16 protein-coding genes are annotated in these 14,429 nt (G+C 65.6%); 8 read left to right on the forward strand and 8 right to left on the reverse strand.

The features are described from left to right. Positions 1-117: 117 nt before the first annotated feature. On the reverse strand, positions 118-1,065 hold the full coding sequence (locus RPPS3_RS22740; RefSeq protein ID WP_107346073.1) for a TAXI family TRAP transporter solute-binding subunit: 948 nt from the start codon (positions 1,063-1,065) through the stop codon (positions 118-120). 155 nt (positions 1,066-1,220) lie between these two features. Between RPPS3_RS22740 and RPPS3_RS22745 the strand changes: the two genes are divergently transcribed. Then, positions 1,221-2,486 (forward strand): MFS transporter, encoded by a 1,266-nt coding sequence (locus RPPS3_RS22745; protein ID WP_107346074.1) that lies wholly within the window; start codon positions 1,221-1,223, stop codon positions 2,484-2,486. An 18-nt stretch (positions 2,487-2,504) separates the two neighbouring features. Here RPPS3_RS22745 and RPPS3_RS22750 read toward each other — a convergent pair whose 3' ends face one another. Both RPPS3_RS22750 and RPPS3_RS22755 read right to left on the reverse strand, forming a co-directional pair. Further along, the gene (locus RPPS3_RS22750) at positions 2,505-2,861 is read right to left on the reverse strand and encodes a response regulator (protein WP_107346075.1); all 357 of its coding nucleotides are present in this window, start codon (positions 2,859-2,861) and stop codon (positions 2,505-2,507) included. Positions 2,862-2,870: 9 nt separating this feature from the next. Further along, complete coding sequence (locus RPPS3_RS22755) at positions 2,871-3,875, reverse strand: HWE histidine kinase domain-containing protein (RefSeq protein WP_107346076.1); 1,005 nt, start codon at positions 3,873-3,875, stop codon at positions 2,871-2,873. Positions 3,876-4,053: 178 nt separating this feature from the next. Between RPPS3_RS22755 and RPPS3_RS22760 the strand changes: the two genes are divergently transcribed. The 3 genes from RPPS3_RS22760 to RPPS3_RS22770 all read left to right on the forward strand — a co-directional run bounded on the left by RPPS3_RS22760 (position 4,054) and on the right by RPPS3_RS22770 (position 8,258). After that, the gene (locus RPPS3_RS22760; RefSeq protein ID WP_199852170.1) at positions 4,054-5,658 is read left to right on the forward strand and encodes an alkaline phosphatase D family protein; all 1,605 of its coding nucleotides are present in this window, start codon (positions 4,054-4,056) and stop codon (positions 5,656-5,658) included. A 136-nt stretch (positions 5,659-5,794) separates the two neighbouring features. Continuing rightward, positions 5,795-6,802, forward strand: a complete 1,008-nt coding sequence (locus RPPS3_RS22765; protein WP_107346077.1) for a Bug family tripartite tricarboxylate transporter substrate binding protein — start codon at positions 5,795-5,797, stop codon at positions 6,800-6,802. A gap of 241 nt (positions 6,803-7,043) precedes the next feature. After that, positions 7,044-8,258, forward strand: a complete 1,215-nt coding sequence (locus tag RPPS3_RS22770) for an EAL domain-containing response regulator (RefSeq protein WP_107346078.1) — start codon at positions 7,044-7,046, stop codon at positions 8,256-8,258. Positions 8,259-8,271: 13 nt separating this feature from the next. On the opposite strand, the gene RPPS3_RS22775 is transcribed toward RPPS3_RS22770, so the two are convergent. Continuing rightward, on the reverse strand, positions 8,272-8,730 hold the full coding sequence (locus RPPS3_RS22775; protein ID WP_234820249.1) for a hypothetical protein: 459 nt from the start codon (positions 8,728-8,730) through the stop codon (positions 8,272-8,274). A gap of 273 nt (positions 8,731-9,003) precedes the next feature. On the opposite strand from RPPS3_RS22775, the gene RPPS3_RS22780 reads away from it, so the two are divergent. Next, positions 9,004-9,306 (forward strand): hypothetical protein, encoded by a 303-nt coding sequence (locus RPPS3_RS22780; RefSeq protein WP_107346079.1) that lies wholly within the window; start codon positions 9,004-9,006, stop codon positions 9,304-9,306. Between the two features lie 19 nt (positions 9,307-9,325). Here RPPS3_RS22780 and RPPS3_RS22785 read toward each other — a convergent pair whose 3' ends face one another. After that, positions 9,326-10,537, reverse strand: coding sequence for a hypothetical protein (locus RPPS3_RS22785; RefSeq protein ID WP_107346080.1), 1,212 nt, complete (start codon positions 10,535-10,537; stop codon positions 9,326-9,328). Between the two features lie 131 nt (positions 10,538-10,668). Continuing rightward, positions 10,669-11,295, reverse strand: a complete 627-nt coding sequence (locus tag RPPS3_RS22790) for an NUDIX hydrolase (RefSeq protein ID WP_107346081.1) — start codon at positions 11,293-11,295, stop codon at positions 10,669-10,671. 79 nt (positions 11,296-11,374) lie between these two features. Here RPPS3_RS22790 and RPPS3_RS22795 point away from each other — a divergent pair, with 79 nt between their 5' ends. Then, on the forward strand, positions 11,375-11,800 hold the full coding sequence (locus RPPS3_RS22795) for a PaaI family thioesterase (RefSeq protein WP_104512854.1): 426 nt from the start codon (positions 11,375-11,377) through the stop codon (positions 11,798-11,800). 15 nt (positions 11,801-11,815) lie between these two features. On the opposite strand, the gene RPPS3_RS22800 is transcribed toward RPPS3_RS22795, so the two are convergent. Further along, complete coding sequence (locus tag RPPS3_RS22800; RefSeq protein WP_107346082.1) at positions 11,816-12,562, reverse strand: HAD-IA family hydrolase; 747 nt, start codon at positions 12,560-12,562, stop codon at positions 11,816-11,818. A gap of 115 nt (positions 12,563-12,677) precedes the next feature. Here RPPS3_RS22800 and RPPS3_RS24550 point away from each other — a divergent pair, with 115 nt between their 5' ends. Next, positions 12,678-12,830: a hypothetical protein gene (locus RPPS3_RS24550; RefSeq protein ID WP_159060705.1), complete on the forward strand. Its 153-nt coding sequence runs from the start codon at positions 12,678-12,680 to the stop codon at positions 12,828-12,830. Positions 12,831-12,836: 6 nt separating this feature from the next. Here the strand turns inward: RPPS3_RS24550 and RPPS3_RS22805 are convergent, their stop codons facing one another. Next, positions 12,837-13,226, reverse strand: a complete 390-nt coding sequence (locus RPPS3_RS22805) for a response regulator (protein ID WP_107346742.1) — start codon at positions 13,224-13,226, stop codon at positions 12,837-12,839. Between the two features lie 318 nt (positions 13,227-13,544). On the opposite strand from RPPS3_RS22805, the gene RPPS3_RS22810 reads away from it, so the two are divergent. Continuing rightward, positions 13,545-14,291: a hypothetical protein gene (locus RPPS3_RS22810; RefSeq protein WP_107346083.1), complete on the forward strand. Its 747-nt coding sequence runs from the start codon at positions 13,545-13,547 to the stop codon at positions 14,289-14,291. Positions 14,292-14,429 lie beyond the last annotated feature (138 nt).

Here is a 14,429-nt window from a genome sequence, read left to right on the forward strand (position 1 = left end):
GGCTTATTATTTCAGTGTCATGGCCGGGCTTGACCCGGCCATCCATCTTGTTCGGAAGCGATGGATGCGCGGGTCAAGCCCGCGCATGACGATATCGCGCGAGGTTGGACCTCGCGCTTACTTCAGCACGCCCTTTTCCTTGAAATACTTGATCGCGCCGGGGTGCAGCGGGACCGGGCTGTCGGCGGCGGCGGTTTCGAGCTTGATGCCCTTGCCGGCGGCGTGGGCGCTGGCGAGTTCGGGCAGCGATTCATAGACCAGCTTGGTCATCTGATAGGCGAGATCATCGGACACCGCGCTCGAGGTCACCAGATAGTTGACCACGGCGGCGGTCGGCACGTCCTTGTCCTGGCCCTTGTAGGTGCCGGCCGGGATCGTCTCGGCGACGAACGGCGGGCCGATCTTGGCGATCACTTCCTTCGGCACCGCCACGACGTTGATGTCGGAGGAGTTCGACAGGTCCTTCAGCGACGCGACGCCGAGGCCGGCCGATTGCAGCGTGGCGGCGAGCTGGCGGTTCTTCATCAGGTCGACGGATTCGGCGAACGGCAGATACTCGACCTTGCCGAGATCCTTGTAGTCCATGCCGGCGGCCTTCAGGATCGCGCGCGAATTCAGCTCGGTGCCGGATTTCGGCGCGCCGACCGACAGGCTCTTGCCCTTCAGGTCGGCCAGCGTCTTGATTCCGCTTTCGGAGGTGGCGACGATCTGGATGTAGTTCGGATAGATCGCGCCGATCACCCGCAGCTTGTCGAGCTTGGCTTTGAAGCCGGCCTCGGCGTCGCCGTCCCAGGCGGCTTTCAGCGAGTCGCCGAGCGAGAACGCGATCTCGCCGCGGCCCTGCTGCAGCAAATTGAGGTTCTCGACCGACGCCTTGGTGGCCTGCACCTGAGCTTTGACGTTGGGGATCTTCTCGCCGTAAATCTTGGCAATCGCGACGCCGAGCGGATAGTAGACGCCGGAGGTGCCGCCGGTCAGCACGTTGACGAACTGCTGAGCGCGGGCTTGCGGCGCCGCCAGGACAATGACCGCAGCCGCGGCGACACCAAACAATCTGGCCTTCATGAACAGTTTTCTCCCTTAAGTTGTTGCTTGGAAAACTGACCGGCCGAACCGCCGCGGTCAACCCGTCAAATCGGCGGTCCCGGCCAAGGGACGCGGAACCCGATGGTGGCGGCGCGGATTGTACGTTCCCGTTCAATGCAGCCGACGAGGTTCGCGTGCCGCCCAGCTCTCCCCAGCCCCTGGCGCGGCCGCTCGACGCGCTGAACTTCTTCCTCGCGGACGTGCGCGACGGCCTCGGCCCGTACCTGGCGATCTATCTGCTGGCGGTGCAGAACTGGAATGAGGCGTCGATCGGCCTGGTGATGTCGATCGCCGCGGCGGCCGGTATCGCCGCCCAGACCCCGGCCGGCGCATTGATCGACCGCTCCACCGCCAAGCGCGCGCTGATCGTGGCCGCAGCGCTGGTTGTGACCGCGGCATCGGTGGTGCTGCCGTGGCTGAACAGTTTCGCCCTGGTGGCGGCAACCCAGGCGCTGGCGGCTGCGGCCGGCGCGATCTTCGCGCCCGCGGTGGCGGCGCTGACGCTCGGCATCGTCGGACCGCGCGCCTTCGCCCGCCGGACCGGCCGCAACGAAGCCTTCAACCACGCCGGCAACGCGGTGGCGGCGATGCTTGCCGGCGCGTTCGCCTATGGGTTCGGCCCCGGCGTGGTGTTCTGGCTGATGGCCGCGATGGCACTCGCCAGCATCGTCGCCACGCTGTCGATCCCGGCCGCGGCGATCGACGATCACGTCGCACGAGGCTTGGGCGACGATCACGAGCCGGGCGCGCATCACGATCAGCCGTCCGGCTTCAAGGTGTTGCTGACCTGCCGGCCGCTATTGATCTTCGCCGGCGCCACCGTGCTGTTTCACTTCGCCAATGCGGCGATGCTGCCGCTGGTCGGACAGAAACTGGCGCTGGTGAACAAGAACCTCGGCACCACGCTGATGTCGGTGTGCATCGTCGCCGCGCAGGTGGTGATGGTGCCGGTGGCGGCGCTGGTCGGCCACAAGGCCGACGTCTGGGGCCGCAAGCCGATCTTCGCGGTGGCGCTCGCCGTGCTGGCGTTGCGCGGCGCACTGTATCCGCTGTCCGACAATCCGTATTGGCTGGTCGGAGTGCAACTGCTCGACGGCGTCGGCGCCGGCATCTTCGGCGCGCTGTTTCCGCTGGTGGTGGCCGACCTCACCCACGGCACCGGGCATTTCAACATCAGCCAGGGGGCGATCGCGACCGCGGCCGGCCTCGGCGCCGCGCTGTCGACAGGCTTCGCCGGACTGATCGTGGTCAGCGCCGGCTACAGCGCAGCGTTCCTTGCACTGGCCGGCATCGCCGCCGCGGCGCTAGTACTGTTCCTGCTGCTGATGCCGGAGACACGGCAACAGCAGCCGGCGACGACGCCTGCCGCAGCGCCGGACGCGGTGTCATCCACCGTCTAAGTCTCTCTGGCGGAGACGTCAGCTCTCGGTAAGCTGCTTCAAGATCGCCAGCAGCCGTCGTTCGGCGGCCGGTTTACCGACATTCGGCACGCCGGCCAGCACGTCACCGCCATGGCTTTCCGGCTTGTCATAGGCGCTGGCCACCGCGAACGGCACGTTCTGCGCCTTCAGTCGTTCCGCCACCGGCGTCACCAGCTCCTTGCCGAGATTGACGTCGAGCATTGCCACCGAGGGCAGTTCGGCATCGAGCAAACGAAGTGCATCTTGCACGGTTGCGACCGGTCCGATGATCCTCCAGCCATCGCCTTCGACCATCCTAACCAGATCCATCGCGATCAAGAATTCGTCTTCGACGATCAGAACCGTCTTCTGCACGATGCACTTTCAACTCGGGAGCGATTCACTCCTCAGAGGGATGATGATCCCAGCCCGTAAACCCTCGACGGCGTAATCGAGTTCCGAACGTCCGCCGAGGCTGTAGCTTGTCACCGAGCGGATCAGCTCCGTGCCGTAACCAGTGCTGGCCGGCGGCGTGACCGCCGGGCCACCAGTTTCAACCCAGCTCAGCCGCAGTTCTTGCTTGCCGGCGTCGACCGCCCAGGTCACCCGCACCTGTCCGCCCGGCGCCGACAGGGCGCCGTATTTGGCGGCGTTAGTCGCGAGCTCATGCAGGACGAGGCTGAGCGAGCCAAGCGAGCGCGGCGCGAGCACCACCGCGGGCCCGGACTCGATCGCAATCACCGCCGGGCCCCCCTTGTAGGGCGCCAGGATTCGCTGCAGCAGTTTGAGCAGCGCGGTCTCGTCCTGGGTGACGAACGCCAGGTCTTCGGCCTCCATCAAGGCGCCGAAGCGGCCGAGGAAGTCGTCCCTGTATTGCTTGGCGGTCCGCCCGTCCGTCGTGGTCTGCCGCGCCAGCGACTGCACCACGCCGAACAGATTTTTCATTCGGTGCCGCATCTCGCCGAGCAGCAAATCCTTGGCGGCGTCACGCCGGAACCGGTCGGTGGCATCGACGATCGACAGCAGCATCGAATGGCTGGCGTTGTCGGGATGCACCAGCGTGCGCGCGGTCAGCAGCATCGTCCGCGGCCCCAGGCCCGGGAAGACGTGATCGACCTGGTAGTTGATCACCGCCGTCGCCTTGGGAATGACCTCGAGCAGCAGCCGGCGCAGCTCGGGGATGTCCCATTGGCCGTTGCCGAGTTCGAACAGCGGCTGGCCGATCGTCTCGTAGCGATCGACCTTGAAGGTTTCGAAAAACGCGCGGCTGGCATTCTGCACGGTCAGATTGGCGTCCAGGACCAGCATCGGATCGGCGACCGTATCGACGATGCCTTGCGCCTGAACGTGGCTGGTGCGCAGCAGCCGATAAAGATCTTCCATATTCATGCTGACCAAACCTGAGACACGACCGCGAAAAGCTATCGAGAAACCCGCCCGGTCACAATCCGGGAACCCGGATGATGTTGAACGTGATACGGCAGTTTGGTGTCGAGAGAGTTTCATCCGGCGCTGCTAGGCTGCGTCGAACCGCAGCCCGCAAGACGCCCTCGCAAGAGTACCACCGATGCCGCCTGATCATTTTGACCCGTTCGCACTCGACCGCCGCACCGTGCTGCGCGGTGCGCTCGGCGCCGGGCTGATCGGCATCGTACCGGCGAGTTCCGGCGCAGCGACGCCGGTTTCATTCTCCACCGATCCGTTCACGCTCGGCATCGCGTCCGGTGATCCGGCGCCGGACGGTTTCGTGCTGTGGACGCGGCTGGCGCCGGAACCGCTGAAGCCCCGCGGCGGAATGAGCGCCCAGCCGGTCGAGGTGACGGTGGAGATCGCCGACGATCCGGCGATGACCCGGATCCTGCGCAGCGAGCGCACCACCGCCTATCTCGAACTGGCGCATTCGGTGCACGTCGAGGTCGAAGGCCTGGCGCCGGGACGCGACTACTTCTATCGCTTCCGCGCCGGCGGCGCCGACAGCCCGATCGGCCGCGCCCGCACCTTGCCGGCACCGGACGCGACGCTGCCACAACTCCGCTTTGCTTCGGCCGGCTGCCAGCGCTGGGAGGGCGGCTACTATGCGGCGTGGCGCGCGATCGCCGAGGATCAGCTCGATTTCGTGTTCCACTACGGCGACTACATCTACGAATACGGCTTCGCAGCCACCGATAAGAACGACGCGCCATGGCCGCGCACGATGCCGAAGGACTTTCCGGCCTGCTACACGCTGACCGACTACCGCCGCCGCTACGCGCTGTATAAATCCGATCCCGATCTGAAGGCCGCCCACGCCGCCTGCCCGTTCCTGATCAGCTTCGACGATCACGAGATCGCCAACAACTGGGCGAGCGACAGCGATCCAAAGCAGACGCCGCCCGAGGCGTTCCTGTTTCGCCGGGCGATGGCGCTGCAGGCCTGGTACGAGCACATGCCGGTGCGCCGGACGCAGCGGCCGCGCGGACCGGACGTGCAGGCGTATCGCGGATTTCGCTTCGGTAAACTGGCGGACGTCGCGGTGCTCGACACCCGGCAATATCGATCGCGCCAGCCTTGCGGCGACGGATTCCTGGCGGGCTGCACCGAGGCCGACGTGCCGGACCGCACCATGCTCGGCGCCGCACAGGAGCAATGGCTCGCGACGCGGCTGAAGCAGGGCGACGCGACCTGGCGGGTGCTGGCGCAGCAGGTGCTGTTTGCGCCGTTCGACTGGCGCGGCTTTCCCAAGATCGAAGACAAAGGCGAGCCGGTGTTCGATGTCGACACCTGGAACGGCGCCACCGCGGCGCGCGACCGGGTGATCGCGATGCTCGACGAAGCAAAGGTCACCAACGCCGTGGTGCTGAGCGGCGACCTGCACCGAGCGCTGGCGCTCGAGCTGCATCGCGACGCCCGAAATCCCAACTCGCCGTGCGTCGGCGTCGAGTTTCTGTCGACCTCGATCTCATCGGTCGGCGGCGCACCACCGGACGACGCGGCGATGGACACCATGCATCGCAACAATCCGCAGCTGAAGTTCTTCAGCGACCAGCGCGGCTACACGCGGCACACCGTGACGCCGCAGCAATGGCTGGCGGACTTCCGCGCGATCGACAGCATCGCCGTACCCGGACACCCCGCAACAACGATCCGCTCGCTCGTTGTCGAAGCCGGCCGCCCCGGACTCATCACTCGCTAACGACGATCGTAGGAGAGCGCGCCGCCGCGTGTGGTCGCGCTGGTCCTCGCCGAATCGCGCGCGTAGGATCATGCTGGCCGCTCAACGTAGCCGGCCGCGCTGCCCGCAGCGCGGGGACAATGCTCCAAGGGATGAGATGATCGAACCCCTCTATCCGCGATCGCGTATCAGCCGGCGCAGCGTTCTGCGCGGAGCTGCCGCGATCGCCGCCCTGCCGCTGCTGCCACACCGGGCGCGCGCAGCGGATTGGCCGACCCGGCAGGTGACGCTGGTGGTACCGTTCACCGCCGGCGGCACCACCGACATGCTGGCGCGGTTGATCGCCACCCGTCTCTCGGAGCATTACGGCCAGGCATTCGTGATCGACAACCGCGGCGGCGAGAGCGGCAATATCGCCGCCTCCTACGTCGCCAAGGTGCCGGCGGACGGCTACACCTTCATCGTCGGCACGCCCGGCATCCACGCCACCAATCGCCTCGTGTATCGGACCATGGGGTACGATCCGGCCACCGACTTCACCCCGGTGATCGTGATTGCCCGCGTACCGAACCTGTTGTCGGTGACCAAGTCGCTGCCGGTGACCAGCGTCACCGAACTGATCAGCTACGCACGGCCGCGCCCACGCGAATTGTTCTACGGCGTCTCGGCGCTCGGCTCGACCGGGCACCTGTCGACCGAACTGTTCAAGACGATGACCGGCGTCGAGATCACCGCGGTGCCGTACAAAGGATCGGCGCCGATGCTGCGCGACCTCGCCGAAGGCCGCGTACATCTCACCATCGACAATCTGCCGGCGTCCAAACCGCTGCTTGAGGCCGGCGAGATTCGTCCGCTCGCGGTGACCACCGCCAAGCGCTGGCCGCCGCTGTCGCATCTGCCGACCATCGCGGAAGCCGGCGTACCGGGCTACGAGACCGCCTCCTGGTTCACCATCGGGGCGCCGCGCGGCACCCCGGCGGAAATCGTCAGCAGCCTCAACGCTACGGTTGCGGCCTTCCTCGCGAGCGACAGCGGAACGGCGAAACTTCGTGACATCGGCGCTGACCCGGGCGGCGGATCGCCCGACGATATGCGGCGTCACGTCGAGGCCGAAATCGCGCGCTGGGAGAAAGTGGCGAAGACCGCCGGAATTGCGCCGCTATAGCTACGTCGCACTCATTGCAGCGTGTTCAAATTTGATCTTCGACAAAGGCGTGAGGCGTCGTGATTGCACCCGACGCGTGACACCTAAACCCATTACATCGTGCGCGTTTCAAAACATCGCATTTGAATCATAGGCATCCATTTAACCCTACCCGGGACTTAGTGTGGGTTTCGGTTTAATTCCACATTTTGAACTCTCTCCAACCCCTAAAGTTTGGCGCGTTATTTCGGGGGGTGGACCAATGAGAGCAACGACGGAAGCGGAAGTGTGCGTACCTGCAGGCGGTTTCGGCCGCCGCAAGGTGGCGCCGCGCGCCTGTGTCGTCGATCGCAAGCCGCACTTGCGCGCTTTTTTGGCCGACGCGCTGGAGGAGTTCCGATTCGTGACGGGGGAGTGCGCCGGCGCGCTGGAACTGCCGGCGCGGCTCGCCGAACATCAGCCCGACCTGCTGGTGATCGGTTCGAGCGTCGACGGCGTCGAAGCGGAAGCGATTCTCGATACGCTCGCGGCGACCTGTTTTACCGGCAGCGTGCTGACGATCGCGCCGCGCGAGACCATCATGTCGGACGCGATCCGCCAGCACGGCGCCGCGCGCGGCTTGCGGATGCTACCACCGTTGGCGACGCCGTTCAGCGTCCACACGCTGAGTCTTAGCCTCGCGCCGCTGCTGCCGCAGGAGCCGGCCCCCGAGCCGGAGATCGACGTCGCCGAGGCGCTGAAGGCCGGTTGGCTGGAGCTGTGGTATCAGCGCTGTGTCGATGCGCATTCGCTGACGCCGCAGGGCGCCGAGGCGCTATTGCGGATGCGGCATCCGAGCTGGGGCGTGGTCTCGCCGTCGGCGTTTCTGCCCGACGGCAACGATCCGCATTTCCGCGCGCTGTCGGAGTTCGTGGTCAAGCGCGCGATCGCCGACTGGCACTATCTGCTCGACCATCAGGGCCCGATCGATCTGTCGATCAACCTGCCGGTGAGTTTCCTCGGCAATGAGCGCGCGCTCGACGATCTGTCAGCCTGGGTGCCGCAGCATCCGGCGTTCGGCGGGCTGATCATCGAGATCGACGCCGTCGAGATCGTCGACCATCTGGACGAAATGGCCGAGATCGGCCGGCGGCTGCGGCTGCGCAACGTCGCGATCGCGATCGACAAGGTCGGCGCCGACTGGCCGGCGCTGATGCACCTCGACACCTTTCCGTTCGTCGAACTGAAGGTCGACCGCTCGTTCGTCACCGGCTGCGCCGATGACCGGCTGAAGCGCACGGTGTGCAAGCGGATCGTCGAGCTCGCCGGCGACTACGGCGCACGCTGCACCGCGACCGGAATCGAGACCCGCGCCGACTTCCAGGCCGCGCACGAGCTCGGCTTCGACAAGATGCAGGGCTATCTGTTCGGCAAGCCGATGGGCCTGAAGAAATTCGCCCGCGCCGCACACGCGCGTCCGGTGGCGATGCAGGACTGAGCGCGTTCGCGCATCAGTCGAACGTCATCTCCTGGCACTTGGAGACGTCGTCACCGAGACCCGACGCGATGGTGACACAGCCGCGGACACGGCGCTGCTTGGTATCGGCGGCCCACACCACATAGCCGCCGGCGCCGAAGAACGCGTTGGTGTTGGCCGGCTCGGTCTCGGCGCCGTCGAACTGATAGTCGCCATCGGCGTCGAAGATCCGCGGCCGCCGGAAGCAGCCGCCGTCAGTCTGAACGTTGATCACTTCCTTGTTGTCGCGCGTCATCGCCAGGCTGACGGCGCAGCGGAAGTATTCCGAGGTCTTGGTGTTGAACAGATACGCGTAGGACCGGCAGGTGGCGGTGACCAGCTTGCCCGGGCTCAGGCCGCGGCTGCAGGAGATACGCTGATTGTTGCTGAGCCGGTATTCGTCGGCGGAGGCCGGCGCTGCTGCGGCCAACGAAGCCAATCCGGCGATCAGCATCGCGCCGATCGAAAGGCCCTGCATCTGCATCGTCGTCCTCCCGCTGCGATCGTCGCGCGTGAACGGCGACTCGGTGGCCGAACCATAGCGGCGCGCCGACATCGGTAAAATCACAAAGTCGAACCAAATGGCGCTGACATCCGACCGACATCAGCATGCGGCATTGTTGACCGCAACTGATCGTTCGTGATTTGTTCAGAGACGGCCGCGCGGCACGATGGTCGACCGACTCGGTTTGTCACGGCCCGGCATGCTCTGGTTGGAGCCTCAGCGATGACCGCGTTTCGCACCACCCTGCTGATCGCCGCCGTGAGCCTTGCGGCGCTGACGTCGGTCGCTCACGCCGACGCCGGCGAGCCGTGGGTGCTGGCCCCGGACAAGGGCTACGGCTACACCCGCGACGGCAAAACGCTGACCTACAAGATGGGCACCAGCAACGCCAAGGAGCTGTTCAAGGGCGCCAGGAAGGTACCGCGCGAAACGCTGTTCTTTATCGGCGCCAACGGCCAGCTTTACATGCGCTCAGGGCCGTTCCTCGAAGGCGACGGCAACTTCAAGTTCGGCGCCGATCAGTAGCGCCGAACGCGACCGCGCTTCAGCGCTGCGCGCTGGTCTCGAACGCGGCGAACAGTTCGCGTGCGCCCGGATTGTTGCTGTTGGCGTCCATCCGCGCGTCGGTGACGGCGAGCAGCTTCGCCACGGTGTTGTGGCGGATCGCCACCGGATTGCGCTCATAGCCGGAGCGCTGGAAGAAGTTCGAGGTCGGTACCACCTCGCGCATCTCCTGCGGCATCGTCACCATGTCGAGCCCGGTGCTGTCGCCGGTGAGGTTCATCATCTCGAGCTCGGCGGCGGTGAGCCGCTCCGGATAACCCTTGCGCTGCGCGAACACCACCGAGGTCAGCAGCTTGTGGGTCTGCAGCAGCGGGCCGACATCGATGTCGAGCACCAGCGCGTGCACGCCCCAGCCCTGCGGGGTGCGGCCGAGTTTCTCGTGCTCGCTCCAATTGCCCGGGATCGAGCGCGCGAACGCCACCATCCGCTTCACCACCGCGATCTTGCGGTCGAGCGCCTGCCGCCGCGGCCCCGACAGCGTCGCGGCCTTCTCGCTGAGCGACTTGATGATCTGATTGCCCTGCTCGGCCAGCAGCACCAAAGTGTTGGTGGTGAGCAGCTGATTGTAGCCGATCGCGGTCGAGATCGGCCGCGAGCCGGGCCGCGTCTTGCTGAGCCCCGACTGCATGTCGTGATCGCCGTTGCCGCCGGTCTCGAACGCATAGACCCGCACCGCCTGATCACGGGTCAGGCCGGCTTCGCGGGCGGCACGGGCATAAGCGCGCTTGAACTCGACCTCGCTCGACGGACGCTGCGGCGTGAACTGATAGTATTCGGCGGCGGCGCGCACGAAGTCGGCGACCACCGGCAGCGACTTGCGTTCGCGTGGCGGTTCGGTCGACGGCTCCGGATCGATCGGCCGCTTCGGCCCGGTGTAGACCGGCGGCTGCACCAGCACGTAGTCGTCCATCGTGATCTGCTCGCCGGTGCGGCGCTTGGCATTGCGGATGCGCCGTCGCTCGGCGATCGCATCCCAATAGGCGCCGGCGTCGCGTTCGAATTCGGCGCGCGCGGCCTGATACTGCTGCAGCCGGTAGCGATATTCGGCGATCGCCTGCGGCGAGGCAGCTTGCGCCATCGCGTTCGCCACCGACGACGGCAGCGGCGCCGCGGTCTGGGCGAGCGCGTGGGATCCAAAAGCGAGCAGCGCAACCGGCGCGAGCCGGGCGAGATGGATGATCGAATGAGCCATGCCGCATCCTCGCCCGATAGGGTGAATGAACCGTTGCCCCACAGCTTGCGCCGGGCATCACAAGCTGTGAACCCGGCGATTGTTTGTTTGAGAAAGTCGTTTCGCTTGCGTGCACCACCGCACGGCGCAGGCTACTTCCAGGCGAACACCGGCTGTTCGAGATCGGCGACGCGGGTGACGCGGCCGGCCAGCACTTCGCGAAACTGATAGATCAGCGCCGCGGTCGGCGCGTGGATGAAGTCGTCCTCGTAGCGGAACCGAACCACGCGGCGTTCGCTCTCCGGGATCGAGGTGAAGTCGAACACATCCGGCGGCGCGATCTCGCCGAGGCCGACGTGATGCACCGAGGCGACTTCGTCCGGGTTCGGCGCCAGCGGCCCCGCCGCCGCAGCCCACGCCACCACCGGGGTCACCAGATAGCCGGACCGGGTCGGATAGTCGTCGAGGACGCCGAGCACGTCGCCGGCATGAAGCGCCAGGCCGAGCTCCTCGTGTAATTCCCGCAGCGCGGTTTCAGGCGCGGTCTCGCCGGCATCGCAGCGGCCACCGGGCAGCGCCCATTGATAAGCGTGGGAGCGCAGCCGCGGCGAGCGCCGCGTCAGCAGGAACGCCGCGCTGCCGTCCTCCATCGCCACCAGCGCGATCGCCACCGCGGCGCGCTTCAGTCCGGCCGGCGACAGGCCGTCGTCGTGGCGCGGAAAAGCCGCGCAGCGCGCGGCGATCAGGGCTCGGGTGGCATCATCGTGCGCGTGGCTCATCCGTCTTGACTACACTGCGCGCCTGAACGAGGAAACCGTTGCCGCCGCGCAACGCCATGCGGCGACGGAGACGCGATCGATGACCGAGACCACCACCGCCCGCAGCATGAAGGCCGACGGTTGGAGCGTGATCCACGACGACGGCTTCATCGATCTGGTCGGGCCGCTGTGGCACCGCTGCGTCGACGGCACCAACGAATACGCGATCGCGACCGCGGCCAAGCACCGCAACAAGCGCGGCCTGGTGCAGGGCGGGCTGATGATGACGCTGGCGGACCGCACCTCGGGCATTGCGGCGCGCGATCAGTCCGGCGCGCCGCATCTCGCCACGGTGCAGATGGACACGCATTTCGTCGACGCCGCCGAGATCGGCGACCTGCTGATCTCGCGGCCACGGGTGGTGCGGACCACGCGCAGCCTGATCTTCACCTCGACCGAAGTCAGCGTCGACCGCCGCTGCATCATCCTGGCGCACGGCGTGTTCAAGATCGTGCGGCCGCGCTGACAGCCGCCCTGCGGCTCAGGCGGCGCGGCACCACCGCGCCAGCGCGTCCAGCGTCACCAGGGCATCGCCCGCGCCCGCACCGGCCAGATGCCGATACGGCGCATCCGGCTCGCCCAGATCGCTCAGCACTGCGAGCGCGCCGGGGAAGTCGTCGCCCTCGGTATAGAGCCCCGGGGTGACGATGGTCGGCAGCCCGGCGGCGCGTGCGGCGCGCACCCCGTTGGTGGAATCCTCGAACGCGACGCAAGCGTCGGCCGGCAGCTTCAGTGCATCGAGCACATAGAGGTAGATGTCAGGCGCCGGCTTCTTGGCCGGCACCACGTCGCCGGCCCCGACCGCGTCGAACAGCGCCATCGCGTCCGGCCCGAGCGAGGACTGAAGCAGCGCCTCGACATTCGGCAGGCTGGTGGTGGTGGCAATGCCGAGCTTCACGCCGGCCGCCTTGGCCTCGCGGATCAGCCGCGCCACGCCCGGGCGCAGCGCGGTGCCGGCGGCGACCAGCGCGGTGTAGCGGTCGGTCTTGGCCCGGTGCAGTTCGGGGATCCGATCGGCCGCCCGCTCGGCGCCCTCCGGCTCCGACTTCAGGAAGTGAGCGATCCGCTCCTTGCCGCCGGTGACGTCGAGCAGCTTGCGATACAGCGTCGCATCCCAATGCCACGGCAATTGCTCGGTCGCGAAGGTGGCATTGAAGGCTTGACGGTGCAGTTCTTCGGTTTCCGCGAGGGTCCCATCGACGTCGAAGATCAGCGCAGAAGGTATCATGGAACCAATTTACTCTCGGACGGTGCGAAGCGTCCAAAAAATGAACACAAATCGGACCTGACAATGACTTGGGCAAGGTGTAAAGCAAACTTTACAATCACCATCAAGCGCTCCGATGTCCGATATCGAACACGATTATTCTGCTCAGCGCCGCTGCGAGAAGTGCGGCGGTGAAATGAAGCTGATCGGCCGTTTGCCGCGTCGGCTGCAACATCCTCCGCGCACCGTGTTCCGCTGCTCCGCCTGCGACGACGTCGTCCAGGAATAGCCGAGCCTATCCAGGCGCGCGGTCGCCCGGCGTCAGCGCGGCATCCATCAGCGTCTGCAATTGTTTGGCGGTGAACGGCTTGGCCAGGCAATAGACGCCGTTCTCGACCGTCATCCCTTCCCGCTTCAGCATCGCAGCATCGAATTCCGGCAGCATCCCGCTGATCACGATGATCGGCAGTGCCGGCCGCGCGGCGCGCACCGCCGCCAGCACGCTCTTGTCCTGCACCTTGGGCAGGCTGAGATCGATCAGCACCAGCGCCGGATCGCTCCGGCCGAGCCAATCGAGCGCCGCAGCCCCGCTGTCGAACACCGTGACCTGATGGCCGGCTTTGCTCAGCACCAGAGTCAGCACCGTGCGCACCGCCGGCTCGTCGTCGACGACCAGCACCTCCATCACCACCTCTTGGCAGGCGTAAGGACCGTGAGCGCCGCGACGCAAAACAAAGACCGGCTATGACGGTGTCAGATTGCTGCAGTTTGCGAAACGAGCGCAACTGGTAACGCTACGAGCGCGGGCAAAGATGCACGCGGGTTAGCGATGTTGGACTAGGCGAGTGCGGAAGCGAAGGGGAATGGTGCCCAGGAGCTCTAGGCCGAGGATTTGCGGAGTAGGACATTCATACGGGCAATGTCGCGTGGCGAAGACCTTGCCTGGTTGCATTGCAACACTATAACAACTCCAGAGTTTTGGGGTTGCGGCGGTGGGAAATCGATGGCGGCTGAGGCGGGCGCAATTGCAGGTGCGGTGACCGGCGGGATCACGTGGTGGACGATCATCAGCGCATTTGGCGGCTCGATTTTCGGCGCGACCGTCAGTGCTGTTGTGTCTTTCATCATCCAAAAGAGAAATCTGGATGCCGCGAAGAGGCAACGAGACGAAGACAAACTCGATTTACGTAAGGCCCGCGCGTATTCTCTGCTCTTCAAGATGATAAAGCTGGCATCGAGCTTGGAGAATCTTGGCAAGGCCCTGCAAGGCTGCTTTGAGCAGGCCCAGAAACAAGGGCTCACTGGGGCTCCGTGGCAAATCGTTCAGCCGATTGTGGGTGGAACAGACGAGATTCATTTCGCGCCCGAAGAAATGGCGCTCTTACTTTCAATTGACGACAAGCTATTCAACGAAATCGCTGCGCTAGACGAACTGCACAACAGCACAGCTGCGATTTTTGCGCTGTATGGCAATAAGCGAACGAGAATTTTGGAGCGCTTCGGGGCGACAATGTCTGGGAACATAGGCACAACCGGGCTCACGCAAGAACAACTGGATTGGCTCGCCCCGAGAGCAGCCGAACTCAACGGATTGATTGCGGCGATGCAAGAGCGTTCTCAAATCGACGCAAAGCAAGCATGGAGCGCATTGCTCAAGCTCCGAGACTCTCTGGAGGCGAACCTAGGGATCAGGCATCGCTTGGTACACAAATCTGAGATTGAGCCGTCCGCTCAAGCTTATGCTACTTAGAACAGATTGATCTGCTGCGCGGTTGCTGGCGCGGCCCTCGCTCTTCGGCGAATGGCGAGCTTCCGCGGCTTCTCTAAGGCGTCCCTCATTGCCATCCAGAAAGGCGGAAAGAAGGATGGTCCGAGACTCCTCGTCAAC

It is taken from the genome of Rhodopseudomonas palustris, assembly GCF_003031265.1.
GTDB lineage: Bacteria > Pseudomonadota > Alphaproteobacteria > Rhizobiales > Xanthobacteraceae > Rhodopseudomonas > Rhodopseudomonas palustris_H.

Excerpts from the sequence above, each read along its gene's own strand:
- RPPS3_RS22740 (WP_107346073.1), bottom strand. The coding sequence starts at position 1,065 with ATGAAGGCCAGATTGTTTGGTGTCGCCGCGGCTGCGGTCATTGTCCTG.
- RPPS3_RS22755 (WP_107346076.1), bottom strand. The coding sequence starts at position 3,875 with ATGAATATGGAAGATCTTTATCGGCTGCTGCGCACCAGCCACGTTCAG.
- RPPS3_RS22760 (WP_199852170.1), top strand. The coding sequence starts at position 4,054 with ATGCCGCCTGATCATTTTGACCCGTTCGCACTCGACCGCCGCACCGTG.
- RPPS3_RS22765 (WP_107346077.1), top strand. The coding sequence starts at position 5,795 with ATGATCGAACCCCTCTATCCGCGATCGCGTATCAGCCGGCGCAGCGTT.
- RPPS3_RS22770 (WP_107346078.1), top strand. The coding sequence starts at position 7,044 with ATGAGAGCAACGACGGAAGCGGAAGTGTGCGTACCTGCAGGCGGTTTC.
- RPPS3_RS22775 (WP_234820249.1), bottom strand. The coding sequence starts at position 8,730 with ATGCTGATCGCCGGATTGGCTTCGTTGGCCGCAGCAGCGCCGGCCTCC.
- RPPS3_RS22780 (WP_107346079.1), top strand. The coding sequence starts at position 9,004 with ATGACCGCGTTTCGCACCACCCTGCTGATCGCCGCCGTGAGCCTTGCG.
- RPPS3_RS22785 (WP_107346080.1), bottom strand. The coding sequence starts at position 10,537 with ATGGCTCATTCGATCATCCATCTCGCCCGGCTCGCGCCGGTTGCGCTG.
- RPPS3_RS22790 (WP_107346081.1), bottom strand. The coding sequence starts at position 11,295 with ATGAGCCACGCGCACGATGATGCCACCCGAGCCCTGATCGCCGCGCGC.
- RPPS3_RS22795 (WP_104512854.1), top strand. The coding sequence starts at position 11,375 with ATGACCGAGACCACCACCGCCCGCAGCATGAAGGCCGACGGTTGGAGC.
- RPPS3_RS22800 (WP_107346082.1), bottom strand. The coding sequence starts at position 12,562 with ATGATACCTTCTGCGCTGATCTTCGACGTCGATGGGACCCTCGCGGAA.
- RPPS3_RS24550 (WP_159060705.1), top strand. The coding sequence starts at position 12,678 with ATGTCCGATATCGAACACGATTATTCTGCTCAGCGCCGCTGCGAGAAG.
- RPPS3_RS22805 (WP_107346742.1), bottom strand. The coding sequence starts at position 13,226 with ATGGAGGTGCTGGTCGTCGACGACGAGCCGGCGGTGCGCACGGTGCTG.
- RPPS3_RS22810 (WP_107346083.1), top strand. The coding sequence starts at position 13,545 with ATGGCGGCTGAGGCGGGCGCAATTGCAGGTGCGGTGACCGGCGGGATC.